Source organism: Pseudomonas sp. NPDC088885 (genome assembly GCF_044750025.1).
GTDB lineage: Bacteria > Pseudomonadota > Gammaproteobacteria > Pseudomonadales > Pseudomonadaceae > Aquipseudomonas > Aquipseudomonas rustica.
On record NZ_JBIVJB010000002.1, the window covers coordinates 262,642 to 288,054 of the forward strand.

A 25,413-nucleotide genomic window follows, 5' to 3' on the forward strand; every position below is an offset into this window, starting at 1 on the left:
CAGTTTTAAGCTGCGTGTTCTTGTAATGCTGTCTGCAATCGCTTCATCTCTTGCACAAACCCCTCATACAACCGATGCGCCTCCTGCTGAGTCGTGCTCGACTTGCACGCCACCTCCAGTTGCTCACACGCCGCAATCAACGGCGTCGCATGAATAATCCGCGCGCTCCCCAGAATCTTGTGGCAACGCCGCGCCATGCCCGCAAAATCCCCCGCTTCAAACAACAATTCCATCGCCTCGACATCCTGCTGATTGGTGCGTAACACCGTCTCCAGCAATTGCCGGGTCAGCCCCGGATCGCCAGCGGTAATGTCGCTGACCTTGGACGGATCAAAACACGCCGCACTGGCCTGACGTTCACGTTCGGATTCACGCAGATAACGCTCCAGGGCACTGCGTGTCAGCGGTTTGAACAGGCAGGCGTTCATGCCCGCGTCGAGACAGCGGCGGGTTTCCTCTGGCTGCGCATTGGCGGTCAGACCGAGCACATGAGTCGGCGTGCGCCCCTCGGCGGCTTCGATGGCGCGCAACTGGCGGGTCATTTTGTCGCCATTGAGCAGCGGCATATTGCAGTCGGTGATCAGATAATCGAAGGATTCTTCGCTCCACAGGCGCAACCCTTCGAGACCGTTTTCGGCGCAGGCCACGCGCATCCCCAGCGATTCCAGTTGCCGCTGCAGCACCACCCGATTGAATTCGTGATCCTCGACAATCAGCACATGCCGCGACGGCAGCGGTGGCAGATCTTCAGTCGGCGTCGTCGGCAGGGTTTGTGTCTCGGTGTGCAAGCGGGTGCTCAGGTTGAGGGTAAAGCACGAGCCGAGCCCCGGCTCGCTTTCGCAGGTCAGTTGCCCACCCATCAACTCGGTCAATTGCTGACAGATCGACAACCCCAGCCCGGTGCCAATCTGTGTTTCGCTATGGCCGTCAGCGAACTGGGTGTACGGCTGAAACAGGCGCTGGCGCTGTGGCTCGTCCATGCCGATGCCACTGTCGCGCACCGCCAGGCGCAATTGCACCAGATCGCCATGAGTTAGCAGGCTCAACTCGACGCTGACCTTGCCTTGGGCGGTGAACTTGATCGCGTTGCTCAGCAGGTTGGAAAGAATCTGCCGAAAGCGCAGCGAATCCAGTTCCACCGCTTGATCGGCATCGTCGGTGATCACCGTCAGTTCGATGTTTTTCTGCTGCGCGAGGCTGGCGAACGCCTGCACCACGGTGCGCGCCAGACGCTCGGGATAGCAGCGGCTGCTGCGCAATTCGAACTGGCCGGCTTCAAGTTTGGTCAGGTCGAGAATCTCGCCGATCAGCTCCATCATGCCGCCGGCGGACTTCTGCGCGATGTCGATCAACTCGCCATCGCCGGTGCGCTCGGGATGACGATTGCGCAGCAGTTCGAGCACGCCGATCAACGCGCTCATCGGCGTGCGGATCTCGTGGCTCATCACCGCCAGAAAATGGCTTTTGCCACGGTTCGCCGCCTCGGCCTGGTGCTTGGCGGCCAACAGTGCGTGTTGCAGATGCTGTTGTTCGGTCAGGTCGATCCAGCCGCCAATCACACCGGTCATTTTGCCGTCGGAGTCGCGGTAGGGCAGGGCCCAGTGGTAGATGTGGAAGGTGTGGCCCTTGACCGAGAGCGGGAAATTGTCGAACGACGGCTCGCCGCTTTCCAGGGTGGCGCGGTGGATGCGTTTGTAGTTGTGGGCGTTATCCAGCGGCAGCACGTTGGCCTCGATCAGGCCTTTGTGCAGCACCTGCTCAAGCTCCACGCCCATCACCTGCAAATAGGCGCGGTTGCAAGTGAGCAGCAGGCCTTTGCGGTCGCGCACGTAAATCGGGTGCGGCGTGCCATCGACCAACGCCTTCATAAACAGCAACTGATCGCTCAAGGCTTTTTGCGCTTTGAGCCGCTCGGCGATTTGCCGGCGCAGGCCGAGGTTCCACGCGATGAAACCGAGCAAAACGGCCACCAAAACCATCGCCGCCCGCAGAATCCAGCGCTTGTAAGTGCTCCAGCCGTCTTCACCGTTCTGTGGGTTTTGCCAGCGATTGGCCAAATCGCTGAACTCGCCGGGGGCGATGTCGAGCATGGCTTTGTCGAGGATCGAAATCAGCGTGGCGTTGTGTTTGCCGGTGGCGAAGGTGATCAACGCCGGTTGTGTGCCGAGCACTGAGTCGATTTGCAGGCGTCCACGAAAGTAGCGATCGATCAGATAGGCCGCGCCCATCTGCGGCTGAATCACGCCCTCGACCTGTCCTTCGGCGAGCAGTTCGTAAGTCTCGATCGACGTATCGACTTCGACTGCGCGCAACTCCGGCCATTCCCGCGCCAGCCAATGCGCGGCTTCCGAGCCCTTGATGATCGCCACGGCCCGGCCTTTCAGACCGCTCATGCCCTCACGGTTGGGCTTGACCCGTGTAACCAGTACAAACGGATTGACCACGTAGGCGCGGGAGAACTTCAGATCCTTGTGCCGGCGCTCGCTGTAAGTCAGCGCCGCGATCAGGCTGGGTGGATCGCGTTGCGCACGACGGGTCATGGCGTCCATTGAAGTGATTTTCTTTGGCTGAAACGCGAGGCCCGTGCGGTCGTTGATCAGCTCGAGCAAATCGGCGGACATGCCGCGCATTTCGCCTTCGGTATCGAAGAAGCTGAACGGCGAATACATGTCGTTGGCCAGCACCTCGACAATCGGATGATCCTTGATCCACTGCTGTTCGACCGGCGTCAGTTGCAGACGGCCGTAACCGAGTTTCGGGTTGGAACCGATGCCCCAGCGCCGGGCGATTTGCGCGCGTTCCGCCGGGGAGATTTTTGCCAGAACGTTATTGAACAGATTGAGCAACTGCGCGTCTTCGCGCTGCATGGCGAAGCTGAAACCCAGGCCTTCGGAATCGCGCTGAATGGTCTGTTTGAGGCTCTGCTGGTAACTGCGTTCGAGCAGGTATTGCGCGGAGATCGCATCGGTCAGCAGCACCTTGTTTTCGCCGTAGGCCACTAGACCCAGGCCGTACGGTGTCGACTCCACCGCCTCGCGGGCATGATCAGGAAACAGTGCGGCAACGCGACCCGGAATCATCCAGTCCGAATCGAACAGAACGGTGGTGTCCTTGGGCAGTTGATTGTTCGCCCAGTGAGTGCCGAAGCGGCTGACCAGCACCGCTTGATCGTACGCATACGCCGCACTCATGCGCAGTTCGCTGTACTGGTTTTCCAGATGATTGATGCGTGGCACCACATCGATGTCGCCACGTTGCAGGGCGGCGAGGGCTTCGGCCTGATTGGCGAACCGTTCGATCTGCACCCGCAGGCCCAGAGTGCGAGCGATGATGTCGAGGTAATCGGCGGACAGACCTTGGTATTCACCACCGTCGGCGGTGATGTCGAGCGGAGGGCGATCCGGCAGATAGACCCCGGCGCGCAACACGGCTTTTTGCGTCAAAAAATGCCGTTGCGTGCTGCTCAGGGGCAGGGTTTGTTGATTGCTGGTCGCGCGGCTGAGCAGGCTCAGCGTGTCGGCCTGGGCGCTCAATGCCAGCCAGCCGAGGCAGAAAACAGCGAGCAGTTGTCTGAACCGGTTCATCGCTCAGACCAGATGATTGCGTTTGGCGAACTCGACCAGATCAAGCAGCGTGTGGGTGTCGAGTTTTTGCATCAGGCGAGTCTTGTAGGTGCTGATGGTTTTGTTGCTCAGCAGCATGTCGTTGGCGATCTGCATGTTGGTCTTGCCTTGGGCCAGACCGTGCAAGACTTTGAGTTCGCGGCGGGTGATGGTGTCGATGCGCTTGGCATCGTCCTGGGTGTATTCACTGTGATTGACCGAATCCAGCGTCCCCGGTGGAAACCAGCGTTCGCCATTGGCCACGGCTTTCAGTGCGGTGAGAATCTCCCTCGGATCATCGCCCTTCGACAGATAACCCGCCGCCCCGGCGCGCAGGCATTGCGTGGCGTAGGCCATACTTTTCAATCCGGTGTGTACCAGCACGTGCGCCGTACTGCCGCCGATGCGCAAACGGTCGATCACCGCCATGCCGTCGAGTTGCGGAATGTCCAGATCCAGCACAATCGCATCGGGCTGCAGCTCGAACGCTTTGCTCAAGGCATCGACGCCGTTGTCGCATTCAGCCACCACGACATGGCCCTCGCGCGCCAGAATCATCGCGATTGCCATGCGCACCACAGCGTGATCATCGACCAGCAGCACTTTCATCGATCAGTCCTCAAGCCCGGTTTCAGCATAGCCCGCACGCTGGGAAGAGCACGGCGCGGGCGCGACCGCGAAAAAAGAGCGCGATGCTACTTGGTTTGAGGGGGGATGCAAGAAAAGAGGGTAGTCACGGGCTACCCCAACCTCCTGTGGCGAGGGGATTCAGCGAAACGTCGCACCGCCCCGTTCGGCTGCGCAGCAGTCGCAAAACCATTGCATGCGGTGTGTCAGTAGAAATGCAGGGTATGGATGGGGCCGCTGCGCCGCCCAACGGGGATAAATCCCCTCGCCACAGGGAATTAGTGTCACCAGGGGATCAGTGTCACAAGGGGCTAGTGCCACAAGGGGCTAGTGTCACCAGGGATCAGTGTCACAGGGGATCAGTGTCACTAAAGGGAGTGCCACAGGTTTGGTGCCTGCCTTTATCGAGTAATTGCACTCAGGATCGTGTGCGCAATTTTCACCCGCTCGGCGTTCGGGTAGTTCTTGTTCGCGAGGATGACGATGCCGACATCTTTCGATGGCACGAACGCCACGTACGCACCAAAACCTCGGGTTGCGCCGGTTTTGTTGTACAGCACGTTCTGCGGCTCGGGCTGCGCCGGAGTCAACCATTGCACCTTGTGCGGCTCCATGGCCATTGGCGTCGAGTTGCCCACTTGCAGACGAGTGAGGCTGATCGGGTAGGCGTAACGCTCCCAACCCAGGCCCTGCGTCATGTCGCCAACGGTGTAGTAACCGGTGTGCGTCGTGGCGATGGCCGTTTGCATCGAATGTTCGAAGTGTGCGGGTTTCAGGTTCGCGTCGATAAAGCGCAACATGTCGGCGGCGCTGCTTTTCAAACCGTAAGCCTCTGAGTCCAGCGCACCTGGGCCAACGCGTACCGGTCGATTGTCTTTGTCGTAACCTGATGCGTATCGCTTTGCCTGAGTATCCGGTACATGGATAAAGGTGTGTTTCAGGCCGAGTTTCGGCAGCAGGATATCGCCCATGGCCTGATCAAACGGCTGACCCAGGCTTTTCGCTGTCAGGTAACCGAACAGCCCCAGGCTTGGGTTGGAGTACTGGCGCTGACTGCCGGTCGGATAAACCGGTCTCCACTGTTGGAAATAGCCGAGCATTTTGTCAGCCGAATCTGCCTCAGCGGGAAACTGCAGCGGCAAGCCGCCCGCCGTGTAGGTGCCCAATTGCAACAGGCTGATCTGGTCAAACGCACTGCCGCGCAGGTCGGACAGGAGTTGGCTGGCGTTGTTGTTCAGCTCAAGTTTACCGCTGGCTTGAGCGTAACCCGCCAGCGTCGCAGTGAAGGTTTTGCTCAGCGAACCGATTTCAAACAGGGTGTTTTCGTTGACCTTCAGTCCGCTGTTTTTATTGGCAACGCCGTAGTTAAAGTAATGCGGTTTGCCATTGATCGTCAGTGCGACAGCCAGACCAGGAATATTCTGCTGCTGCATTACCGGTGTGACGACCCCGTTGACCAATGCTTGAAGTTGCTCATCGGTGGGCGAGGCGGCCGAACAGGCGGTAGTACTGAAGAACAGTCCGAAAACGCTGTAGGAAAAGAGTTTGCTCGGCATGATTGAACGCATAAGTGAACCACTCTCCATGAGTGTTGATTATTCTATCCCGCTACACTGCGGTCGATTTCCCGGTAGGGCGGCTGATCAGCGCCGCCAATTTAGGCAGTCCGGCGCCAATCGACAAACGAGGAAATCTCGCATGAGCCATTAGAAAAATTTGGGACTGGGCATGATTCGACCGCAATTGCCGCTGAACGCACTGCGCGCATTCGAAGCTTCAGCGCGCCATCTGAGCTTCACTCGCGCGGCGGTGGAGTTGTGCGTGACCCAGGCTGCCGTCAGCCATCAGGTCAAAAGCCTTGAGGCGCAACTCAACGTAACTCTGTTCAAACGCCTGCCCCGTGGGCTGATGCTGACCGGCGAGGGCGAAACGCTGTTGCCGGTCTTGAGCACGTCGTTTGATCACATCGCGCAAATTCTTGAACGCCTCGCCGACGGCCAGTACCGCGAAATGTTGACCGTGGGCGCGGTCGGCACGTTCGCCGTGGGCTGGCTGTTGCCGAGGCTGGCGGACTTCCGGGCGAAACATCCGCTTATAGATTTACGGCTGTCGACTAACAACAATCGCGTGGATGTCGCGGCGGAGGGGCTGGATTACGCGATCCGGTTTGGCGCGGGAGCGTGGCATGGCATCGAGGCGACACGCTTGCTCGACGCGCCGCTGTCGGTGTTGTGCGTGCCGGAAATCGCCCGGCAATTGCATGCGCCTGCGGATTTGTTGCAGCAGACGTTGTTGCGTTCCTATCGCACCGATGAATGGCCGGAATGGTTTCACGCGGCCGGCATGGCCACCCACGCAGCACCGCCGCAGAGCATCGTGTTCGACTCGTCGCTGGCGATGATGGAAGCGGCGTTGCAGGGCAGTGGAGTGGCATTGGCGCCACCGCTGATGTTCGCCCGGCAACTGGCGGCGGAGACGATTTGTCAGCCGTTCGCGATTGAAATCACCACCGGCAGTTATTGGCTGACGCGTTTGCAGTCACGCCCGGAAACGGCGGCGATGGAAGCCTTCAAATCATGGCTGCAGAACGCTTCCTTGTAGGAGCAAAGCTTGCTCGCGAAGACGGCAGCGGATTCAATCATGATGTCGTCTGCCAGGACGCTTTCGCGAGCAAGCTTTGCTCCTACAGGTCATGGTTTGCGCCGTTGGTCTGTTCGATAGCACCCGCCGCCCGGCAGCGCTTCCAACCTGTACGACCCGGATCTTCCGGGCCTCCTTGGTGAGGTGTGTCATGGCTAACGATCTGCTGTTTCAGGGTGGTGTACTTCCAACCGATCCAACCCAACCGGTGCCCGGTACCGATGAGCCGACACTCGGAGATCATGATTCACCGATGGGCATGCCACCAGGGCGCGATCCGCTGAGCGATGGCGACCGGCCTGACGACTGGAAGGATCCGGCTGCCGACGACGATGTGCCGCCAGCGGATGAGCCAACGCCGTTGTCGGATGATCGACGCTAGTTGATGCGGTGTTTGTCCGGGCCTCTTCGCGAGCAAGCCCGCTCCCACAGGAGAATGCATTCCAAATGTGGGAGCGGGCTTGCTCGCGAAGGCGGCTTCCCTCACCCCAGCCCTCTCCCGGAGGTAGAGGGGGCCGACCGAGGTGTCTGGCGTCAAACATCGACCTGAAGCATCGAGTCGATTATGGATTCAGCAAAGCAGAAAAAAACCAGTCAATTTCGGATTCAGCAAAGGAATCCCACGTCGGTGTACCTCCCCAATATCCCCCAATCAGTCCCCTCTACCTCTGGGAGAGGGCTAGGGTGAGGGCCGCTTTTTCAGGCCACCGCCAAATCCCGCATCAACAAGCCAAAGCGCAAATCCACCGCATCCGGAATCGGCAAATACACCGTGTGCCCATCCCCCGGCGCCACCTCGATCGCGCCGCCCTGAGCGTTGTGCAACTCATGCAGATCAAAATGAAAGTTGCCCTTGGGCGTCATCAATTCCAGATGATCACCGACCGCAAAACGGTTCTTCACCTTGACCTCAGCCAGCCGATCACGCCGCTCCCCGGTCAGTTCACCGACAAACTGCTGACGCTCCGACACCGAGCTGCCGTGCAGATAATTCTGATACTCGTCATGCACATGCCGGCGCAGAAAACCTTCGGTATAACCGCGCTGGGCCAGTGACTCCAGATCCGTCATCAAGCTGCGATCGAACTCGCGCCCGGCCACCGCATCATCAATTGCCCGTCGGTACACCTGCGTGGTGCGCGCGCAATAGAAGTGCGATTTCGTCCGACCCTCGATCTTCAGCGAATGCACGCCCATGCGCGTCAGCCGTTCGACATGCTGCACCGCGCGCAGATCCTTGGCGTTCATGATGTACGTGCCGTGCTCATCCTCGAACGCCGGCATCAACTCATCCGGGCGATTGGCCTCCTGCAACAGAAATACCTGATCGGTAGGCGCGCCAATACCAAGGGTGGGCTCGGGCTCAAAGGTCTGCACGATCTCGCCGAGCTGATTTTCCGTGGCTTGCTGCGCCGAGTATTTCCAGCGGCAGGCGTTGGTGCAGGATCCCTGATTGGCGTCGCGCTTATTCATATAGCCCGACAACAAACAGCGCCCGGAATAAGCCATGCACAACGCGCCGTGGACGAAAACCTCCAGCTCCATGTCCGGCACTTGCTGGCGAATCTCGCCGATCTCTTCCAGCGACAATTCCCGCGACAGAATGATCCGGCTCAGCCCCTGCTGCTGCCAGAACTCCACGCTCGCCCAGTTCACCGTGTTGGCCTGCACCGACAGGTGAATCGGCATCTGTGGGAAGTGCCGACGCACCAGCATGATCAGCCCCGGGTCGGACATGATCAGCGCATCCGGCGCCATCTCGATCACCGGCGCCAGATCCTTGAGGAAGGTTTTCAGTTTGGCGTTGTGGGGCGCGATGTTGACCACCACATAGAAGCGCTTGCCCTGCGCCTGCGCCTCTTGAATGCCCAGCGCCAGATTGGCGTGATCGAATTCGTTGTTGCGCACGCGCAGGCTGTAACGCGGCTGGCCGGCATACACCGCATCGGCACCGTAGGCGAAGGCGTAACGCATGTTTTTCAGGGTGCCGGCGGGAGCCAGCAACTCGGGCGCGGCGAGGGGCAGGGTAGGCGTCATGGTGGAGTCGGTCGCAAAAGCCCGGCAGGTTAGTGCAGACGTCGGTGCGGGTTATTGATCTACGTCTACGTCTACGTCTACGTTTGCGCGGCCGGCACTCAGGCGCAATCCGCAACTATGCTCAATAAATAAAGATGGCACTCGCGCGCGCGCCGGCTGACTAAGCATCGGGGCGTGCATGGCGCCTGACTGACATGGACCGGACATGAACGCAAAAAGTCTTCAATTCAAATCGCTGACAGTGCTGCTGCTGTTGGTCACCGTGGCCTTTATCTGGATTCTGTTGCCGTTTTACGGCGCGGTGTTCTGGGCGGTGATTCTCGGGATTCTGTTTGCGCCGATGCAGCGCCGCATACAGGCAAAATTCGGCTGGCAGCGCAACTTCACGTCGCTGTGTACGCTGAGCATCTGTCTGGTGATCGCAATTTTGCCGGTGATCATTCTCAGCGTGTTGCTGGTGCAGGAAGGCGCGACGGTCTACAAAAACATCGAAAGTGGCGAGTTGGATATCGCGGCGTATCTGGCGCAGTTCAAACACAGTCTGCCGCCGTACTTTCAACATTTGCTCGATCGCTTCGGCATGGGCGAGCTCAACGGTTTGCGCGAGAAAATCGTCAAAGCGGCGATGCAGGGCAGCCAGGTACTGGCCAGTCAGGCCTTCAGTTTTGGCCAGGGCACGTTCGAGTTCGTGGTGAGTTTTTTCATCATGCTGTACTTGCTGTTCTTTTTCCTGCGTGACGGTGCCGAACTGGTGCGCAAAGTGCGCATCGCCGTGCCGCTGGAGGAAAACCACAAACGTCGCTTGCAGCTGAAATTCAACCGCGTGGTGCGGGCGACGGTGAAGGGCAACCTGGTCGTGGCGATCACGCAGGGCGCGTTGGGCGGGGCGATTTTCTGGTTTCTCGATATCCCCAGTGCGTTGCTGTGGGCGGTGTTGATGGCGTTTCTGTCGCTGTTGCCGGCGGTGGGCGCGGGGATTGTCTGGGCGCCAGTGGCGGTGTATTTCCTGCTCAGCGGGATGATCTGGCAAGGCGTGGTGCTGGGGTTGTTCGGGGTGTTTGTGATCGGTCTGGTGGATAACGTGTTGCGACCGATTCTGGTCGGCAAGGACACACGCATGCCCGATTACATGATTCTGATCTCGACCCTGGGCGGTCTGGCCGTGTTTGGCCTCAATGGTTTCGTGATCGGTCCGTTGATCGCTGCGCTGTTCATGTCGAGCTGGGCGCTGTTCATTGAGACCAAGCCGAAAGTTCAGCTGCCTTAAGCGTGGAACGGCGCGCTGGCGATTTTCTCTGCCTGCGCCTGAGCGGCTGGCAATGAAGCGAGCGGGCCGCTGATCGGTTCGCCGTTGCGCATCAGGTACCAGCAGGCGAGCAAACCCGACGCTCTGAGCGAGGCGGGAACGGCGCTGCCGATAACGGACATGATTTGAACCTGAGCCATGACAAGTACCTCCAGTGATCTATGGAGCTACCTTAGGGACTCGACGGTTTAACGGACAATCAACGTTTTCGATAGTGGTCATTGACGCCAATGAGGTTTGGCGTCAGTCCACCACTTGATCGAGCATGTGCATGACTTCGCGCTCGTTGAGCAGGCCCTTGTGCACCAGATTCTCTGCCAATAACGAGAGAAACTTGGCGCAGCGGTGACCTTCCAGGTGCTTGAGTTCGGTGAGGGTGTTGTACACCTTGCCCGAGGTGCATAAACCGACAATGCGGTGGGGGTTCTGTGTTGGCATGGCTCGTCCTTGTTTTTATCAACCTGTTGTTTACGGACGGATTCAGCTTGCGGTTCCGTCTCCGTCATGACAAAAAGATGACCGTTGTGTGTTCAGCCTCAACGATTCCTGATTGATCATGACGACTTTAGCCTTTGAAACTGTCCTCACAGCGACCTTGACGAGATTTTTTCAGACGATGGCCGACAAACGGTCAAAAAAAAGCCCCGCTTGAATAGCGGGGCTCTGGTTTACCAGCGACCGTAATGCGGAGGATACGGCCGGCCGTAATAACCGCGTGGTGGCCCGTAATACACCGGGGCCGGCACGTAAACCGGTTGTTGCACGTAAACCGGCGCCGGTTGGTAGTAGACCGGTGGCGGCGGTTGTTGCACATACACCGGAGGCGGTGCGGCATACACCGGCGCTTGTTGCACGTACACCGGACGGTTCTGGTTGATAAGCGCCGAGCCAATGATGGCCGAGCCAACGATTGCGCCAAACACCGCAGGGCCTTGCCAGTAATTGCCACCGTGGGCTTGCGCTTGCCCCGTAACAGCAAAAGCACCGATCAACAGGGCCACTATGGGGAGTTTACGAATCATGATAATTCCTCGGTTCTTCAACCCGTCGTCCAGGCCTGCAATAGGCTCATGAACGTCACGGGGATACTTCTAAGACAGCGAAATTCTGAAATTCAGCACAGCCGCCAGGTAAATTTTGTGTAAGGTCTGTACCGGTTTCTTTACCGGGCATTCGACCCTTGTGGCGAAGCCTGTGCAGACACGTCGATATGATCGAACAGACCCGATGGAATGGCTAATCCCGTCCATCCGAAAGTGCGTTTAGAAGGAGAAGTTTCATGCAGATGAACCCGAACAAAGACACCCAACTGTGCATGTCCCTGTCCGGGCGCCCCGGCAACTTCGGTCTGCGGTTTCACAACCACTTATATGAGCAGTTGGGCCTGAATTTCTATTACAAGGCGTTCAGCAGCCAGGATCTGACCGGCGCTGTCGGCGGCATTCGTGCGTTGGGCATTCGTGGTTGCGGCGTGTCAATGCCGTTCAAGGAAGCCTGCATTGCGCTGGTCGATGAGCTGGATGCGTCGGCGGCGGCGATCCAGTCGATCAACACCATCGTCAACACCGCCGGGCATCTCAAGGCTTACAACACCGATTACATCGCCGTGGCGCAATTGCTGGAAACCCACGCCGTGCCGAAAGAATCGACATTCGCCCTGCGCGGCAGCGGCGGCATGGCCAAAGCGGTGGCCAGTGCCTTGCGCGATGGCGGATACAAAAACGGTCTGATCGTGGCCCGCAATGAACGTGCCGGACGTGCGCTGGCGGACTCGCTCGGTTATCGCTGGCAGGCAGAATTGGGCGATGAACGGCCTAAGATGCTGATCAACGTGACGCCGGTGGGCATGGACGGCGGGCCGGAGGCGGGGCAGCTGGCGTTTGATGCTGAGGTGATCAAAGCGGCGCAGACGGTGTTTGATGTGGTGGCGATTCCGTCGGAGACGCCGTTGATCGTGCGTGGCCGCGCGGAGGGTAAGCGGGTGATTACCGGGCTGGAAGTGATCGCGATTCAGGCGCTGGAGCAGTTTGTGCTGTACACCGGAGTACGGCCGAATGAGGAGCAGTTTGCGGCGGCGGTGGCGTTTGCGCGTAGCTGATTGATGGGGGAGGCAGGGCTGGCCTCTTCGCGAGCAAGCCCGCTCCCACAGTTGATTCTCGTCATGCCGGGATCCTGTGTTCACTGAAGATCCCCTGTGGGAGCGGGCTTGCTCGCGAATGCCGCGACGCGGTGTCAGCTTCTGTTTGCCTATACTCCCTCCTCAGCAAACACAGATAAAAACCATGACCGAGGCCCCCATGCATCCGCCCATCCTCAACCTGCATCAGGTCGAACTCGAACCCTTACCCGAAGCCCTCGCCCCTGAAGGCGAAACCGCGAGCCGCTATCAGCAACGCATGGCGCGGGTCGGTCAGCAGCTTGGCTCACAGAAACTCGGCTATCGCCTCTACGCCTTGCCACCCGGCATGCGCGGCAGTCCGTTTCACAGCCATCGGGTCAATGAGGAAATGTTCTACGTGGTGGCCGGCGAGGGCGAGGTGCGCCTTGGTGCCGAGCGCTTTCCGATTCGCGAGGGTGATGTGATTGCCTGTCCACCGGGTGGGCCGGAGAAGGCGCATCAGATCATCAATACCAGTCAGGCGGAATTGCGTTATCTGGCGGTGAGCACCCAGCAGCAGCCGGAGATCTGTGAGTACCCGGATTCGAATAAATACGCGGTGATGGATAGCTTTGCGGTCGATGCCGAGGGCAATGCCTCAGGTTTCGTCGCCGTGGCGCGGCAGGCTGATGGCGTGGATTACTGGGACGGCGAATAGCCCACAGATCCTGAATTGGATGACTAATCCTCTGTGGGAGCGGGCTTGCTCGCGAATGCGGTGGATCAGTCAAATCACCTTTGAATGACACACCGCATTCGCGAGCAAGCCCGCTCCCACAGTTTGATCTGCGTTGGTTATTCGAGGCGGGCCAGGCGCTCTTCCAGCGCGGCAATGCGTGCTTCCAGCTCTTCGATACGCTCAAGCGAAACACCGCCACTCGCACCACGTTCCTGCGGATTACTGCGCGCCGCCAGAATCGCCTCGATATCCGCCGGATCGCCCAGCGCATGGGTATAGCGATCCTCGCGCTGCCCGGCCTGACGTGGAATCAACACCGCCAACCCGCGCGCGATCAGGCGCTCAAGTTGATGCACCACCTGCTCGACATCTTCGAAATCGTGCATGCGGCCGCTGCGGGTCAGCAGTTCGTTGACGGTTTGCGGGCCGCGCAGAAACATCAAACCACTGAGAATCACCTGCGCCGGCACCAGTTCCAGCGCCTTGTCGACCTTGTGCTCCCAGCGGTCGGCGCGACTGCCCATGACCAGTTTGGCAAAACCGCGACCTTCGAGGGCGCGCAGGCTCTGTCCGACCTGGCCCTGGGTCAGGTTCATCACCGGTTCGCGGCTGGTTTTCTGGTTACACGCTGTGACCAGCGCGTTGAGGGTCAGCGGATAGGTTTCCGGGCTGGTCGCCTGTTTCTCGATCAATGAGCCGAGGATGCGGATTTCCGTGGCGTTGAGCCGTGGCTCGTCGAAGGTGGATTCTGGTTCTGTGGTCATCGCGCGTTCCCTCTGCAGTCGAAGCCGCCTAGCCTAATCCTTGCCAAACAAAAGGCAAGCCGTGCGGTCATCAAAGCATGGCTATAATCGCCTCCTTGTTCCACCCAGCCACCACACGAGACTGCCATGACCATTTCCCTGTACGCCGCATCCGTCCCGGTTTTTCAACAAATGCTCAACGCCCTGAGCGATGTGCTGAAAAAGGCTGAAGCCCACGCCACCGAGAAAAACATCGACCCGAACGCGTTCCTGCAAGCGCGTCTGTTCCCGGACATGTTCCCGCTGACCCGTCAGGTACAGATCGCCGTCGATTTCGCCAAAGGCGTTTCCGCGCGTCTGGCTGAAGTCGAACTGCCGAAGTATGACGACACTGAAACCTCCTTCGCCGAGCTGCAAGCGCTGATCGCCAAGGTCTTGGCCTTCATCGGCGAGATCAAGCCAGAGCAGATCGATGGCAAGGAAGGCATCGAAATTGTGACCCGTCCGGGCACGCCGAAAGAGAAGCGCTTCAGCGGTCAGTCGTACTTGCTGACTTACGGCCTGCCGCAGTTCTTCTTCCACGTCACCACCACTTATGCGCTGCTGCGTCATAACGGTGTGGAAGTGGGCAAGCGCGATTACATGGGCGCGTTCTAAGCGGCCAGAAGCCCCTCACTGTAGAGACCGGTACATCCTTTACAAATTAGACCGGGGACATCGTTTACACCTTTACAGGCTTGAAACGCGTTTGGCGCCCCTTTCAAGCCTGCCTAAACAGTGGCTGCAAAGGTACAGTTCCCAAGCATCATCAGCCACCTCCTTCAGCGCGATGTCCTCTCCAATCAGAGCCTCTCCTAGAAAAATCAGCTGCCCTTTCCATTTGATTTCCCCATTTGACCGAACCTTGCGCACTTCAACATCGGAACCATATTCAAGCGCAGGCAAGTAACCCGGATAAGCGCGTATCGACGGGCTATAGACAGATGCCGGTGGTTTCATGCCCAGCGCGGTATGCGGTCGGTGGGTGGTTGAAGTCTTGGATGAAATCCTGAAAAGCCAACTGCTGGCGCACCAGGTTCTCCGCCGGTGGCACTGCTGCCTTTAACGTTCGATGCATCCGTTCATGACGACCATTTTGGTCGGGACGGCCTGGCGTAATCGTTTCGACATGGATTCCAAGCCTGATAAACCAAACCGATAACTTCGAAAGTCGCGCCAGACCTGTCGACGCGAAAGGCGCGCCATTGTCAGTGCGGATCACATCCGGCAGCCCATATTCTCGAAAAGCCCACTCGAAGCCTTCCCGCGTCGGCGCTCCGTGCGTACTGGGCAAAGCGCGACAGACGAATAAAAAGCGGCTCATCTGATCGGTAATGGTCAGCGGGTAGCACCAATTACCGTCCTGCATTTTGAACTGCCCTTTGTAATCAGCACACCAAGTCTGGTTGGGCGCGTCGACCGGCCGCAAATGTGTTGGAGCACGGGGACGCGGGGGATAGGGCCGTCGCGCCACCACCAAACCAGCTTTCTTCAGCCACTCCCCGGCGGTACTCGCCGCCGGCCATTGGATATGCGAATCGGAAACGCGCAGGCGATCAATGATCTGTTTGGGTCCCCGATCGGGATGTTCGTTTTTCTTGGCCAGCAACTTGGCGATGATTTCGTCGGGCGTTTGATGAGGACAGTTCAACGGCTTGCGCGATTGCTCTTTCAAGCCATCTACGCCCAACGCTGCGTATCGCTCCAGCCACTTGTCGATGGTCGGACGGCTGACGCCATAGCGCCGGCTTAATTGGCTCTTGGTGTAACTGCCGCCAAGCCAGTCGCTGACTAACTTCACTCGTTGATCCATTGGGGACTCTTGATTCCAGGGCATGGTCAGCACCTCCTGACCATGATTGATACCTGTAAACCATGTCCCCGGTCTCAAACGTAAAGGATGTACCCGGTCTTTACCCACCCTAACCCTCTCCCGGAGGGAGAGGGGACTGACGGAGTTGTTTGTTCGAGCTGCACCGACCTGAAATATCAAGTCGAACAATCGTTTTGAACAGCACACAGATCAGCTCCCTTTCCCCTCGCCCCCTTGGGGGAGAGGGTTGGGGTGAGGGGGAAAAGATCTCCGCCACAAAAAAGCCCGCCAAGGTTCACACCATGGCGGGCTTTTGTTTTTTCTGTGGGAGCGGAGCTTGCTCGCGAAGAGGGCGGGTCAGTCGACATCATCTTCGCCTGACAGTCCGCATTCGCGAGCAAGCTCGCTCCCACAGGGTAAGGTCATGCGGTGCGTTGGGCTTTCTCTTCTTCACCCAGGCAAGCCGCTGCGGTAAACAGCACGTCCGTCGAAGAATTCAACGCCGTCTCCGCCGAATCCTGCAACACGCCAATAATGAAACCGACCGCCACCACCTGCATGGCAATCTCGCTCGGAATCCCAAACAGGCTGCACGCCAGCGGAATCAACAACAGCGAACCACCCGCCACACCCGAAGCGCCGCACGCACAAATCGCCGCGACCACGCTCAGCAGAATCGCTGTCGGAATGTCTACGGCAATGCCCAGTGTGTGCACCGCCGCCAAGGTCAGCACGGTAATGGTGATCGCCGCGCCCGCCATGTTGATGGTCGCGCCGAGCGGGATCGACACCGAATAGGTGTCTTCATGCAGGCCCAGACGCTTGCTCAATTCCAGATTGACCGGAATGTTCGCCGCCGAGCTGCGGGTGAAGAATGCGGTGATACCGCTTTCGCGCAGGCACATCAGGGTCAGCGGATACGGGTTGCGACGCAGTTTCCAGAACACGATCAGCGGGTTCATCACCAGCGCCACAAACAGCATGCACCCGAGCAACACGGCCAGCAGGTGCGCATAACCGATCAGCGCGCCGAAACCCGAGTTCGCCAGCGTCGACGCCACCAGACCGAAAATACCCAGCGGTGCGAAGCGAATCACCACGCGCACGATCAAGGTCACGCCGTTGGACAGGTCACCGAGCACTTCGCGAGTAGTGTCGCCGGCATGACGAATCGCTACGCCCATGCCGATCGCCCAGGCCAGAATGCCGATGAAGTTGGCTTCGATCAGCGCCTTCACCGGGTTTTCCACCACGCTCAACAACAAGCTCTGCAGCACTTCACCAATACCGCCCGGCGCCGTCACCGCGACGTTTTCGGTGGACAGCACCAGATGCGATGGAAACGCCATGCTCGCGACCACGGCCACTACGGCAGCGGCGAAGGTGCCCAGCAAGTACAGGAACAGAATCGGGCGAATATGGGTTTCCTGACCGTGTTTGTGGTTGGCAATCGAGGCCATCACCAGCACGAACACCAGAATCGGTGCGACGGCTTTCAACGCCGAGACAAACACTTTGCCGATGAACGCTGTGTCTTTCGCGACTTCCGGGGCGAACAGCGCCAAAGCGATACCGGCGATCAGGCCGATGAGGATCTGCGCGACGAGGCTCAGGTTCTTCAGGCGTTGCAATAGAGAAGGGGAGGAAGCTGTCATAACGGCATCTCTGATTTTTTATAGGCGCAAGGTTGAGTGAACGCGCTGGCAAATTCGGGGGCAGACCAGCGTTACGAACCGAAAGGGTGAGGCGATATCAACGCCGTTAAACGGGCGGTTGATCAGGGGTGTACGTTTTTCAGGGCGCGGACTTTATCACAGCGTAGGCGTTATCCTTCAGGCGTGTGACGATCTGCCACCCGATTGGCGGGCAAAGTCGGCAGGTTTGTGCAAGTCACTGCGGACACACTCTGTTAAGATTGCGCATCCTAATTTTAAAGTTCTGCCAGCGGGCCCTCGGGTCAACGCTGGTGTCGTCGTTTTGCTGGAGTTACCCATGCTGTTACCCATCCTTCTGTTGTCCGCCGCCGGTTTTACGGTGCTGACCACGGAATTCGTCATCGTCGGCTTGCTGCCGGCGATCGCTCGCGACCTTGAGGTCAGCATCCCGCAGGCCGGGCTGCTGGTGACGTTGTTCGCCTTCACGGTGGCGCTGTTCGGGCCATTCCTCACCGCGTATTTCGCCCGATTTGAACGGCGCAAGTTGTTCATCAGCATCCTGATCATGTTCGGCATCGCCAACACGGTTGCAGCATTGGCGCCGAATATCTGGGTGATGGCGTTTGCCCGATTGATCCCGGCCCTTGGTTTGCCGGTGTTCTGGGCTTTGGCCAGTGAAACAGCGGTGGACATCGTCGGCCCGGATTTCGCCGGTCGCGCGATTGCCAAGATCGGTTTCGGTATTGTCTGCGCCACGGTATTCGGCATTCCGGTCGGCACGCTGATTTCCGATGCGTTCGGCTGGCGCAGTGCCTTCGGCATTCTCGCGGTGATCGCGTTTGCCAAGGCTTTGCTGCTGTTTGTGTACCTGCCGAAAACCAGCCTGCACCAGCATCAGGTCAGCTTCGCTTCGCAATTCAAGATCCTGCGCAGCCCGCTGATGATCGGCCATATCGCCCTGTCGATTCTGGTGTTCAGCGGCATGTTTACCGCCTACACCTATCTGGCCGACATCCTTGAGCGCCTCGCCGGTTTCAACGGCACCGTGGTCGGCTGGTGCCTGATGGGCTTCGGCGCGGTCGGGCTGATCGGCAACTCGCTGGGCGGTCGCGCAGTGGATAAGCACCCGCTGGGCGCGTCGGTGTTGTTCTGCGCATTCATGATTGCCGGCATGGTCTCGCTGGTGCCGAACATTCATTCGCCAGTGGGGCTGGCGGTGGCGATGGGTATTTGGGGTATTACCCAGGCAGCGTTGTTTCTGGTCAGCCATGTGCGCCTGATGAAAGCCGCACCAGAAGCACCGGCCTTTGCCGCGTCGTTGAATATCGCCGGGGCCAATCTGGGGATCGGCCTGGGCGCCATGGTCGGTGGCCGGGTTATCGACGGTGCAGGTCTGGGCTTTCTTGGCTTTGCGGCTGCCGGTTTCATCCTGCTCTCGGTGTTTCTGGCCATGGTGTTGATGACGCTGAAGCCGCGCGAAGTCTGCGCCGAAGCGTCATAACGCGGTAAACAGCTCGCGTCGGGCACCTTCGGTAATCGCAACGATGCCGGGGTGCTTGACCTTGCGCTCCACCGAAATGGCGTAGAACGACTCGGTCACCGCGTCGGTCTGGCCAATCAACTCGACGCCGTATTGGCGCTTCACTTCATCGGCAATCACGCTCGGGCCAATAAAAATCCCGCTGCCGGATTGGCCGAATGCCTGCATCAAGGCACTGTCATCAAACTCCCCAACGATTTGCGGCTGAATCTGCTGTTCGGCAAACCAGCGTTGCAAACGGCTGCGCACCACGGTTTCGGCGCCGGGAATCAATAGCGGCGCACCGTGCAGGCTGCGTGGGAAATCCTGACCGTACTTCGCCGCCAGTTCGGCGGTGGCGAAGAAACTGATCCCGCATTCCCCCAGCTTCTGGCTGTAGCCCTTGATGTCGAGGTGCGAGGGCATCGGGCTGTCGGAAATCACCAGATCCAGACGCTGGATCGCCAGGTCGGCGAGCAAACGTTCGAGTTTGTCTTCGCGGCAGGTGATGCGCAGCGGCTCGCTGAGCTCCATGGTCGGCGCGATCAGGCGATAAACGATGGATTTCGGCACCACGTCCGCCACGCCAACGCGGAACAGAATCTGCTGTTCGTTGGGCTGCGCGCGCAGCATCAGCTCCAGTTCGCCGCCGAGTTGAAACATCTGCTCGGCGTAGGGCAGGGCCTGGCGCCCGGCTTCGGTCAACTCCAGTTGACGACCCACGCGCCGAAACAACTCTATGCCGTAGGTTTGTTCGAGCAGGGAAATCTGCCCGCTAATGGTCTGTGGCGTCAGGTTCAGCTGCTCGCATGCACGCACGATGCTGCCGGTCTTGGCCACGACCCAGAAGTAATGCAGTTGTCGGTAATTGAGCATCCGCCGCCCCCCCCGTGTAGGAGCTGCCGAAGGCTGCGATCTTCTGATCTTGCTCTTAAAAAAAACATCAAAAGATCGCAGCCTGCGGCAGCTCCTACATTGAATAGTGTGTGAGTTCGTAAAAACCGAAGTATAGCCGCTAAAAATACGAATTTTCCTGAAGTGTTCACCTCCCTAGAATGCCCAGCCATCGACGGCCGGTCTGTGAGCCTGTCTGTTCATTCGAAGGAAGCCTCATGAAATTCAAAAGCACTGCACTGTTGATTGCGTCTTTACTGGTTCTGGCCGGTTGCGATCAAGCCGAAAAAAGCGCTCAGCAACTGATGGGCAAAGCCGCCGAAAGCGCCAAACAGGCGATCGACGACACCCATAAAGCTGCCGAGCAAGCGCTCAGCGATGCCACCGGCGGGCTGATCGAGAAAAAACCAACCCCGGAAAAAGACTCGGACGAATCCGAATCTTCCTCCAAGACCATCTAATTTAGTCACACAAAGAGTCAGGACTGACCCATGGAATATTTGTTAGAACTCGCCGCCAGCCCTACCGCCTGGGTTGCTTTGGCCACACTGGTGGTGATGGAAATCGTGCTCGGCATCGATAACCTGATCTTTATTTCGATCCTGACCAACAAGCTGCCTAAGCAGTACCAGCAGAAGGCCCGCCGTATCGGTATCGGCATGGCGTTGATCCTGCGTCTGGCGCTGTTGAGCACCATCGCGTTTATCGTGCAGTTGACGGAACCGGTGATCGACATCCTCGGCCAGGCCTTCTCCTGGAAGGACATGATCCTGATTGCCGGTGGTCTGTTCCTGGTCTGGAAAGCCACGACCGAGATCCATCACAGCATGGATCCGGCACCGGAAGATCCAAAGTCGGCCACGTCGACCGTGACTCTGGGCTTTGCTGCTGCGATTGGTCAGATCCTGTTGCTTGATATGGTGTTCTCGATCGACAGCATCATTACCGCGGTCGGCATGACCGAACATTTGCCGATCATGATCATCGCAGTGGTGGTGTCGGTGCTGGTGATGTTGCTGGCGGCTGATCCGCTGGCCAAGTTCATCAACGACAACCCGACTGTGGTGATGTTGGCCTTGGGCTTCCTGATCATGATCGGTATGACCCTGATCGCCGAAGGCTTCGGCGCCCACGTACCGAAAGGTTATGTGTACGCGGCCATGGCGTTCTCGGCGGGTATCGAGGTGCTGAACATGTTGTCGCGTCGTGCCAAGCAGAAGAAACTTGCTGCGCAGGCTTAAACGCCAGAAGTGAAAAACCGCCTGGGCTCTCGGAGCGCAGGCGGTTTTTTTCGGTTGGAGTTTTGTGGGTGAGGCTTAGATCGAGCCCCCTCACCCCAGCCCTCTCCCGAAGGAGAGGGGGCCGATTTGGGTGGCTTCAAAACCTGAGTTCAACGAGATATTTCAGGTCGGGACACCTCTCGCAAACAACTCGGTCAGTCCCCTCTCCCTCCGGGAGAGGGCTAGGGTGAGGGGCTTTTTCGGCGACCTAATGCGCCGTAGCGTGCCGAACACTCTGCTTCTCAGCTTTCTCAACCTTCGCAGGCTCAACCGGATGATGGTGCCGCCGCGAAATCCGCAACACCCCCCACAGCATGGCCGCCGCCACGGCCAGCCAACCGGCAATCAACATCATAATGGTCATGGTCAGGCTCATCAGTGCCTCCTCTTTGCCCTGCGTCGGGCTCACTCTTTTTCAGTTCGCTCTGTTTCACTGACAGTCTAGTTGCCCGGGTGTTACACGCTATTGACCAAAGGTCGGTGATGACTAATCAGTTTGCTCTATGCAATCCCCGCCCCTGCGGTTTAAGGCTATACCGCAGCGGTTTGCCGCCCTATGATCGGTGACCTTGCCGGAACACGATGACCGGCGTCTGAACAGAGAGCAACGATGGTGCAGGTATTTTCTCGAGTGTGTGCGGCGCTGTTGGTGGCTGGCTGCGTGGCTGCATTGACGGGGTGTGCGGGCAGTGTGGCGCCGGAGGTCAAGCGTTTGCCGGAGCGTGTCGAACTCAGTGGCAGGTTCTATCGGGGGCAGGCCTTCCAGAGCGGGCCGCAGGTATTGGCCAGTCTGTTGTCGCAGCAGGGCGTGGTGATCACCCCGGGTTTGCTGGAAAAACCGCTGCATGTGCCGGGCGCTGAAGACAAGTTGCAGCAGAACATTCAGAACCTTGCCCGTGAATACGGCATGGTCGTCTATCCGCTGGACAGCAATCTGCCCGCGCTGCTGACTCAGGTGGCGGCCGGTTACCCGGTGATGGTGCGTTTCAGCGAAGGCTCGGCGTTCTGGGCGGAACCGCGATATGCGATCCTTTCCGGCTACGACCGCAATAAACAGAAAGTCCTGCTGCGTGCCGGCATGAACCGTCGCGAGTTGATGGACTTTGCCTCCTTTGAATCAGCTTTCGAAAAATCCGGCGGCTGGGCAATTCTGATTCAAAAACCGACGCAGATTCCCGCTGCGGTGGATCGCGCGCGTTGGCTCAAAGCGGCCGATGAACTGGCGCAGGCCGGTCAGGAAAACGAAGCGGCGCAGGCCAAAAAGGCCTTGGCGGCTCACTAGTTCTCCGTTCGTCATCTGCCGGGCACGTCTGTGTCCGGCAAGCCTCTTACCTCTATAACCCGATTTCGCGGGTGAATCAGGAGGCAAGCATGGCAGAGTCCACATCCCCAAAAGGCCCGCATTCATCCGAGCATTCCTCGGGCGATGACCTGGGTTTCGATCCCGATTCGCCGGATCTCGACGACCCGCAAGTCGATCCCGTTGGCCCGGCCAAGGCGCCGAAAGACGTGAAGCCCGGCGACGACGACAAAAAACCGGCCAAACCCTACGACCCGTTAGCCAATCTGAAACCTTGATGTGAGGTGCGTATGAGTACCGATTCAAGCTTCGATGATCAAAAACCTGACAGCGTACCGACGACGCCTGAGCCTGAAGTTGATCCAGTGCTGGATCCGGACAGTCCGCTGCGCGATCCGCTGGCCCGGCCGAATGTGCTGACGCCGGATCTGGAGCGGGATCCGAGCAAGGGGGATGGCATACCTGATGATGAACAGATGCCGTTGCCGAATGATTGAGGTCTCTCAGATTTAGTGAGATCTAAATGTGGCGAGGGGATTTATCTGTGGCGAGGGGATTTATCCCCGATGGGTCGCGAAGCGGCCCCCCGCTTTTGATTTAAAAGAAGGGCCTGCTGCGCAGTCCATCGGGGATAAATCCCCTCGCCACAGATAAATCCCCTCGCCACAGCCAAGAGTGAAAACCTCAATAAGACGTTCTACTTCGAAGCCTCAACCACGCCACTCTGGCGATTCTTCAGGTTCTTGTCGGCCTTGTACTGCTGCGCCACCGCCGGAACACTGGCACTGCGCCCAGTCTCAACCCAGCTACGAATCCGGCTCGCATCGGCAAAATGCGTGTACTTGCCGAACGCGTCCAAAATCACCAGCGCCACCGGGCGATTGCCCATGCGCGTCACCAATACCAGGCAGTGACCAGCAGGATTGGTAAAGCCGGTTTTAGTGATCTTGATGTCCCAGTCAGCCTTGTTGACCAAATGATCGGTGTTACGGAAACCCAAGGTGTAATTGGGTTTACGGAACGACACGGTCTTTTCCTTGGTGGTCGTCAGTTCAGTGAGGATCGGGTGCTTGCTCGCTGCGACCAACAACTTGCTCAAATCCCGCGCCGTGGAAACGTTGCGCTCGGACAAACCGGTCGGCTCGACGTAGTGGGTGTTGGTCATGCCCAGCGCCTTGGCCTTGGCGTTCATCGCCGCGATAAAGGCTGCATAACCGCCCGGATAATGATGCGCGAGGCTGGCGGCGGCGCGGTTTTCCGAGGACATCAAAGCGATCAGCAGCATCTCGCGGCGCGGCAGTTCACTTTTCAGTTTGACTCGGGAGAACACGCCCTTCATCTCTGGCGTGTTTTTGATGTCGACATCGATCCATTCGTCCATGTTCTGTTTGGCTTCAACCACCACCAGGCCAGTCATCAGCTTGCTGACGGAAGCGATCGGCACGATCACGTCAGGGTTGCTGGAATAAATGACTTTGTTGGTCTGCATATCCATGAGCAGGGCGCTGCCGGAAGCGATCTTCAGGGTCGAAGCGTCACGCGGGGCAGCGGTGGTTTCCGCAGCGTTGATCGTTGGCGTGATGAATGTGCCTGTGAAAGCAAAAAACAGGCTCAGAATCGAAAGACGAATTTTCACGCGGGCGAACTCATAAAGGTTGGATATTCCGTTAGTTTGTAACGGGTTATTTCTTCAAAGCGTCGCATTCTAGGAGTATGGCTGAAGATCTGTCGATGGTTGTTTGAACGACCTGAAAATCTCGTGAAAAGGCCTGTAAAAAGAGGGGTTTCCGGCGAACGGTTATAGTTTTTTCTCGAATACGAAAAACCCCGCACGGGGCGGGGTTTTGATGCTGCGAAAAAACAGTCTTAAGCGTGCAGGGTTTCTGCTGCGTAGAGGGTGTTTTCCAGCAGGCAGGCACGGGTCATCGGGCCAACACCGCCCGGGACTGGCGTGATCCAGCCAGCGCGGGGCAGGGCGGTTTCGTAAACAACATCGCCGACCAGTTTGCCGTCGTCCTGACGGTTGATGCCGACGTCAACGACGATCGCGCCTTCCTTGATCCATTCGCCCTTGACCAGGCCCGGCTTGCCGGCGGCCACGACCACCAGATCAGCACGGCCGACGTGGCCGGCCAGATCCTTGGTGAAGCGGTGGGTCACGGTCACGGTGCAACCGGCCAGCAACAGTTCCATCGCCATCGGGCGACCGACGATGTTGGAAGCGCCAACGACCACGGCGTCCAGACCATAAAGATCAACACCGGTGCTTTCCAGCAGGGTCATGATGCCTTTAGGCGTGCACGGGCGCAGCAGCGGGATGCGCTGGGCCAGACGGCCGACGTTATAAGGATGGAAACCGTCGACGTCTTTGTCCGGGCGAATGCGCTCCAGCAATTTGGAGGCGTCCAGATGCTCGGGCAGCGGCAGTTGCAGGAGGATGCCGTCGATCGCAGGGTCGTCGTTGAGGCGATCGATCAGATCGGTCAACGCTTGTTGCGTGGTTTCGGAGGGCAGGTCGTAGGCTTGAGAGAGGAAGCCGACCTCTTCACAGTCTTTACGCTTGTGCGAGACATAAACCTGAGAGGCAGGATCGCTGCCGACCAGGATCACCGCGAGGCCGGGAGTGCGCAGGCCTTGCTGGCGACGCTCGGCAACTCGTTTGGCGATCTGCTGGCGCAGGCTGGCGGCGATCGATTTGCCGTCGATTAGTTGTGCAGTCATTGCGCGTGATTAACCATCGAGAGGGGAAAAAAAGAGAACGCATTCTCGCATGTCGGGCGGTGAGGGCAAAGGCGCTTGGTCAGCAAATTCCCCTAACTCCTTTAATTAAATGAATTTTTTTCAAAAAGGATTTGACGACCTTCGGAGCGCTCTATACTATTTGTCGCACTTGTCGGGCACAGCCTAGCACTGGTTAAGAAGGTCGAGCAGGATTACGGTTTTGCGAAGACTGGAAAGCACTTAGTTTGTAGTTCTTTTAGAGTACAGATTAATAAGGCGCCCGTAGCTCAGCTGGATAGAGCATCCGCCTTCTAAGCGGATGGTCGCAGGTTCGAGTCCTGCCGGGTGCGCCATTAGGCAGCTTTGGCACAAGTAACGCGATATGGTGGGCGTAGCTCAG

25 protein-coding genes, 1 tRNA gene and 1 pseudogene are annotated in these 25,413 nt (G+C 58.4%); 13 read left to right on the top strand and 14 right to left on the bottom strand.

The features are described from left to right. Positions 1-5: 5 nt before the first annotated feature. The 3 genes from ACIP1X_RS03530 to ampC all read right to left on the bottom strand — a co-directional run bounded on the left by ACIP1X_RS03530 (position 6) and on the right by ampC (position 5,785). Positions 6-3,584: an ATP-binding protein gene (locus tag ACIP1X_RS03530; protein WP_400749406.1), complete on the bottom strand. Its 3,579-nt coding sequence runs from the start codon at positions 3,582-3,584 to the stop codon at positions 6-8. Between the two features lie 3 nt (positions 3,585-3,587). Beyond that, positions 3,588-4,211: a response regulator transcription factor gene (locus tag ACIP1X_RS03535; RefSeq protein ID WP_159815634.1), complete on the bottom strand. Its 624-nt coding sequence runs from the start codon at positions 4,209-4,211 to the stop codon at positions 3,588-3,590. Between the two features lie 419 nt (positions 4,212-4,630). Beyond that, positions 4,631-5,785, bottom strand: coding sequence for a class C beta-lactamase (ampC, locus tag ACIP1X_RS03540; RefSeq protein ID WP_400749430.1), 1,155 nt, complete (start codon positions 5,783-5,785; stop codon positions 4,631-4,633). 172 nt (positions 5,786-5,957) lie between these two features. Between ampC and ACIP1X_RS03545 the strand changes: the two genes are divergently transcribed. Together ACIP1X_RS03545 and ACIP1X_RS03550 are read left to right on the top strand one after the other, a co-directional pair. After that, positions 5,958-6,830: a LysR family transcriptional regulator gene (locus ACIP1X_RS03545; protein ID WP_400749408.1), complete on the top strand. Its 873-nt coding sequence runs from the start codon at positions 5,958-5,960 to the stop codon at positions 6,828-6,830. Positions 6,831-7,020: 190 nt separating this feature from the next. Continuing rightward, the gene (locus ACIP1X_RS03550) at positions 7,021-7,251 is read left to right on the top strand and encodes a hypothetical protein (protein ID WP_053121836.1); all 231 of its coding nucleotides are present in this window, start codon (positions 7,021-7,023) and stop codon (positions 7,249-7,251) included. A 317-nt stretch (positions 7,252-7,568) separates the two neighbouring features. Here ACIP1X_RS03550 and yegQ read toward each other — a convergent pair whose 3' ends face one another. Continuing rightward, complete coding sequence (gene yegQ, locus ACIP1X_RS03555) at positions 7,569-8,906, bottom strand: tRNA 5-hydroxyuridine modification protein YegQ (protein ID WP_400749410.1); 1,338 nt, start codon at positions 8,904-8,906, stop codon at positions 7,569-7,571. Positions 8,907-9,111: 205 nt separating this feature from the next. Between yegQ and ACIP1X_RS03560 the strand changes: the two genes are divergently transcribed. Continuing rightward, positions 9,112-10,173, top strand: a complete 1,062-nt coding sequence (locus ACIP1X_RS03560; RefSeq protein ID WP_159815807.1) for an AI-2E family transporter — start codon at positions 9,112-9,114, stop codon at positions 10,171-10,173. On the opposite strand, the gene ACIP1X_RS03565 is transcribed toward ACIP1X_RS03560, so the two are convergent. From ACIP1X_RS03565 to ACIP1X_RS03575, 3 genes are all read right to left on the bottom strand, one after another. Next, positions 10,170-10,352, bottom strand: a complete 183-nt coding sequence (locus ACIP1X_RS03565) for a hypothetical protein (protein WP_159815806.1) — start codon at positions 10,350-10,352, stop codon at positions 10,170-10,172. The two genes, ACIP1X_RS03560 and ACIP1X_RS03565, sit on opposite strands and share 4 nt — an antisense overlap. 103 nt (positions 10,353-10,455) lie before the next feature. Next, the gene (locus ACIP1X_RS03570) at positions 10,456-10,650 is read right to left on the bottom strand and encodes a hypothetical protein (RefSeq protein WP_053121828.1); all 195 of its coding nucleotides are present in this window, start codon (positions 10,648-10,650) and stop codon (positions 10,456-10,458) included. A 230-nt stretch (positions 10,651-10,880) separates the two neighbouring features. Next, complete coding sequence (locus ACIP1X_RS03575) at positions 10,881-11,234, bottom strand: hypothetical protein (RefSeq protein ID WP_053121826.1); 354 nt, start codon at positions 11,232-11,234, stop codon at positions 10,881-10,883. A 257-nt stretch (positions 11,235-11,491) separates the two neighbouring features. Here ACIP1X_RS03575 and ACIP1X_RS03580 point away from each other — a divergent pair, with 257 nt between their 5' ends. After that, complete coding sequence (locus ACIP1X_RS03580) at positions 11,492-12,310, top strand: shikimate 5-dehydrogenase (protein ID WP_400749413.1); 819 nt, start codon at positions 11,492-11,494, stop codon at positions 12,308-12,310. Between the two features lie 199 nt (positions 12,311-12,509). Beyond that, positions 12,510-13,028: a cupin domain-containing protein gene (locus ACIP1X_RS03585; RefSeq protein ID WP_400749433.1), complete on the top strand. Its 519-nt coding sequence runs from the start codon at positions 12,510-12,512 to the stop codon at positions 13,026-13,028. Positions 13,029-13,165: 137 nt separating this feature from the next. Here the strand turns inward: ACIP1X_RS03585 and ACIP1X_RS03590 are convergent, their stop codons facing one another. Next, positions 13,166-13,813, bottom strand: a complete 648-nt coding sequence (locus ACIP1X_RS03590; protein WP_400749416.1) for a YceH family protein — start codon at positions 13,811-13,813, stop codon at positions 13,166-13,168. 126 nt (positions 13,814-13,939) lie between these two features. Here ACIP1X_RS03590 and ACIP1X_RS03595 point away from each other — a divergent pair, with 126 nt between their 5' ends. Continuing rightward, positions 13,940-14,449, top strand: a complete 510-nt coding sequence (locus ACIP1X_RS03595; protein WP_053121818.1) for a DUF1993 family protein — start codon at positions 13,940-13,942, stop codon at positions 14,447-14,449. Positions 14,450-14,521: 72 nt separating this feature from the next. Here ACIP1X_RS03595 and ACIP1X_RS03600 read toward each other — a convergent pair. Then, positions 14,522-15,668 (bottom strand): annotated as a pseudogene (locus tag ACIP1X_RS03600) (integrase core domain-containing protein). A gap of 398 nt (positions 15,669-16,066) precedes the next feature. Beyond that, positions 16,067-17,299, bottom strand: coding sequence for a serine/threonine transporter SstT (sstT, locus tag ACIP1X_RS03605; protein ID WP_400749418.1), 1,233 nt, complete (start codon positions 17,297-17,299; stop codon positions 16,067-16,069). Between the two features lie 337 nt (positions 17,300-17,636). On the opposite strand from sstT, the gene ACIP1X_RS03610 reads away from it, so the two are divergent. After that, positions 17,637-18,800 carry an MFS transporter gene (locus ACIP1X_RS03610; RefSeq protein WP_212545706.1) on the top strand — a complete coding sequence of 388 codons (1,164 nt, stop codon included), beginning with the start codon at positions 17,637-17,639 and terminating at the stop codon, positions 18,798-18,800. On the opposite strand, the gene nhaR is transcribed toward ACIP1X_RS03610, so the two are convergent. After that, positions 18,795-19,694 carry a transcriptional activator NhaR gene (gene nhaR, locus ACIP1X_RS03615; RefSeq protein WP_212545707.1) on the bottom strand — a complete coding sequence of 300 codons (900 nt, stop codon included), beginning with the start codon at positions 19,692-19,694 and terminating at the stop codon, positions 18,795-18,797. The two genes, ACIP1X_RS03610 and nhaR, sit on opposite strands and share 6 nt — an antisense overlap. A gap of 236 nt (positions 19,695-19,930) precedes the next feature. Between nhaR and ACIP1X_RS03620 the strand changes: the two genes are divergently transcribed. Continuing rightward, positions 19,931-20,173: a hypothetical protein gene (locus ACIP1X_RS03620; RefSeq protein WP_053121810.1), complete on the top strand. Its 243-nt coding sequence runs from the start codon at positions 19,931-19,933 to the stop codon at positions 20,171-20,173. Between the two features lie 30 nt (positions 20,174-20,203). Beyond that, the gene (locus ACIP1X_RS03625) at positions 20,204-20,953 is read left to right on the top strand and encodes a TerC family protein (RefSeq protein WP_053121808.1); all 750 of its coding nucleotides are present in this window, start codon (positions 20,204-20,206) and stop codon (positions 20,951-20,953) included. Positions 20,954-21,200: 247 nt separating this feature from the next. Here the strand turns inward: ACIP1X_RS03625 and ACIP1X_RS03630 are convergent, their stop codons facing one another. Then, positions 21,201-21,368, bottom strand: a complete 168-nt coding sequence (locus ACIP1X_RS03630) for a hypothetical protein (protein WP_400749420.1) — start codon at positions 21,366-21,368, stop codon at positions 21,201-21,203. A 234-nt stretch (positions 21,369-21,602) separates the two neighbouring features. Between ACIP1X_RS03630 and ACIP1X_RS03635 the strand changes: the two genes are divergently transcribed. The 3 genes from ACIP1X_RS03635 to ACIP1X_RS03645 all read left to right on the top strand — a co-directional run bounded on the left by ACIP1X_RS03635 (position 21,603) and on the right by ACIP1X_RS03645 (position 22,789). Beyond that, the gene (locus ACIP1X_RS03635) at positions 21,603-22,274 is read left to right on the top strand and encodes a peptidase C39 family protein (RefSeq protein ID WP_282357044.1); all 672 of its coding nucleotides are present in this window, start codon (positions 21,603-21,605) and stop codon (positions 22,272-22,274) included. An 89-nt stretch (positions 22,275-22,363) separates the two neighbouring features. Then, the gene (locus ACIP1X_RS03640; RefSeq protein ID WP_053121804.1) at positions 22,364-22,570 is read left to right on the top strand and encodes a DUF6021 family protein; all 207 of its coding nucleotides are present in this window, start codon (positions 22,364-22,366) and stop codon (positions 22,568-22,570) included. A 12-nt stretch (positions 22,571-22,582) separates the two neighbouring features. Continuing rightward, complete coding sequence (locus ACIP1X_RS03645; RefSeq protein ID WP_053121802.1) at positions 22,583-22,789, top strand: hypothetical protein; 207 nt, start codon at positions 22,583-22,585, stop codon at positions 22,787-22,789. 200 nt (positions 22,790-22,989) lie between these two features. On the opposite strand, the gene pbpG is transcribed toward ACIP1X_RS03645, so the two are convergent. Further along, a complete protein-coding gene (gene pbpG, locus ACIP1X_RS03650; protein ID WP_053121800.1) occupies positions 22,990-23,928 on the bottom strand; it encodes a D-alanyl-D-alanine endopeptidase in 939 nt (312 codons plus the stop codon). A 230-nt stretch (positions 23,929-24,158) separates the two neighbouring features. Beyond that, a complete protein-coding gene (folD, locus tag ACIP1X_RS03655) occupies positions 24,159-25,013 on the bottom strand; it encodes a bifunctional methylenetetrahydrofolate dehydrogenase/methenyltetrahydrofolate cyclohydrolase FolD (protein WP_053121798.1) in 855 nt (284 codons plus the stop codon). Positions 25,014-25,289: 276 nt separating this feature from the next. On the opposite strand from folD, the gene ACIP1X_RS03660 reads away from it, so the two are divergent. Continuing rightward, positions 25,290-25,366 (top strand) — tRNA-Arg (locus ACIP1X_RS03660). Positions 25,367-25,413 lie beyond the last annotated feature (47 nt).

What these genes read in the sequence shown, in the direction of transcription:
- ACIP1X_RS03530 (WP_400749406.1), bottom strand. Translation starts at nt 3,584, where the DNA reads ATGAACCGGTTCAGACAACTGCTCGCTGTTTTCTGCCTCGGCTGGCTG.
- ACIP1X_RS03535 (WP_159815634.1), bottom strand. Translation starts at nt 4,211, where the DNA reads ATGAAAGTGCTGCTGGTCGATGATCACGCTGTGGTGCGCATGGCAATC.
- ampC (WP_400749430.1), bottom strand. Translation starts at nt 5,785, where the DNA reads ATGCCGAGCAAACTCTTTTCCTACAGCGTTTTCGGACTGTTCTTCAGT.
- ACIP1X_RS03545 (WP_400749408.1), top strand. Translation starts at nt 5,958, where the DNA reads ATGATTCGACCGCAATTGCCGCTGAACGCACTGCGCGCATTCGAAGCT.
- ACIP1X_RS03550 (WP_053121836.1), top strand. Translation starts at nt 7,021, where the DNA reads ATGGCTAACGATCTGCTGTTTCAGGGTGGTGTACTTCCAACCGATCCA.
- yegQ (WP_400749410.1), bottom strand. Translation starts at nt 8,906, where the DNA reads ATGACGCCTACCCTGCCCCTCGCCGCGCCCGAGTTGCTGGCTCCCGCC.
- ACIP1X_RS03560 (WP_159815807.1), top strand. Translation starts at nt 9,112, where the DNA reads ATGAACGCAAAAAGTCTTCAATTCAAATCGCTGACAGTGCTGCTGCTG.
- ACIP1X_RS03565 (WP_159815806.1), bottom strand. Translation starts at nt 10,352, where the DNA reads ATGGCTCAGGTTCAAATCATGTCCGTTATCGGCAGCGCCGTTCCCGCC.
- ACIP1X_RS03570 (WP_053121828.1), bottom strand. Translation starts at nt 10,650, where the DNA reads ATGCCAACACAGAACCCCCACCGCATTGTCGGTTTATGCACCTCGGGC.
- ACIP1X_RS03575 (WP_053121826.1), bottom strand. Translation starts at nt 11,234, where the DNA reads ATGATTCGTAAACTCCCCATAGTGGCCCTGTTGATCGGTGCTTTTGCT.
- ACIP1X_RS03580 (WP_400749413.1), top strand. Translation starts at nt 11,492, where the DNA reads ATGCAGATGAACCCGAACAAAGACACCCAACTGTGCATGTCCCTGTCC.
- ACIP1X_RS03585 (WP_400749433.1), top strand. Translation starts at nt 12,510, where the DNA reads ATGCATCCGCCCATCCTCAACCTGCATCAGGTCGAACTCGAACCCTTA.
- ACIP1X_RS03590 (WP_400749416.1), bottom strand. Translation starts at nt 13,813, where the DNA reads ATGACCACAGAACCAGAATCCACCTTCGACGAGCCACGGCTCAACGCC.
- ACIP1X_RS03595 (WP_053121818.1), top strand. Translation starts at nt 13,940, where the DNA reads ATGACCATTTCCCTGTACGCCGCATCCGTCCCGGTTTTTCAACAAATG.
- sstT (WP_400749418.1), bottom strand. Translation starts at nt 17,299, where the DNA reads ATGACAGCTTCCTCCCCTTCTCTATTGCAACGCCTGAAGAACCTGAGC.
- ACIP1X_RS03610 (WP_212545706.1), top strand. Translation starts at nt 17,637, where the DNA reads ATGCTGTTACCCATCCTTCTGTTGTCCGCCGCCGGTTTTACGGTGCTG.
- nhaR (WP_212545707.1), bottom strand. Translation starts at nt 19,694, where the DNA reads ATGCTCAATTACCGACAACTGCATTACTTCTGGGTCGTGGCCAAGACC.
- ACIP1X_RS03620 (WP_053121810.1), top strand. Translation starts at nt 19,931, where the DNA reads ATGAAATTCAAAAGCACTGCACTGTTGATTGCGTCTTTACTGGTTCTG.
- ACIP1X_RS03625 (WP_053121808.1), top strand. Translation starts at nt 20,204, where the DNA reads ATGGAATATTTGTTAGAACTCGCCGCCAGCCCTACCGCCTGGGTTGCT.
- ACIP1X_RS03630 (WP_400749420.1), bottom strand. Translation starts at nt 21,368, where the DNA reads ATGAGCCTGACCATGACCATTATGATGTTGATTGCCGGTTGGCTGGCC.
- ACIP1X_RS03635 (WP_282357044.1), top strand. Translation starts at nt 21,603, where the DNA reads ATGGTGCAGGTATTTTCTCGAGTGTGTGCGGCGCTGTTGGTGGCTGGC.
- ACIP1X_RS03640 (WP_053121804.1), top strand. Translation starts at nt 22,364, where the DNA reads ATGGCAGAGTCCACATCCCCAAAAGGCCCGCATTCATCCGAGCATTCC.
- ACIP1X_RS03645 (WP_053121802.1), top strand. Translation starts at nt 22,583, where the DNA reads ATGAGTACCGATTCAAGCTTCGATGATCAAAAACCTGACAGCGTACCG.
- folD (WP_053121798.1), bottom strand. Translation starts at nt 25,013, where the DNA reads ATGACTGCACAACTAATCGACGGCAAATCGATCGCCGCCAGCCTGCGC.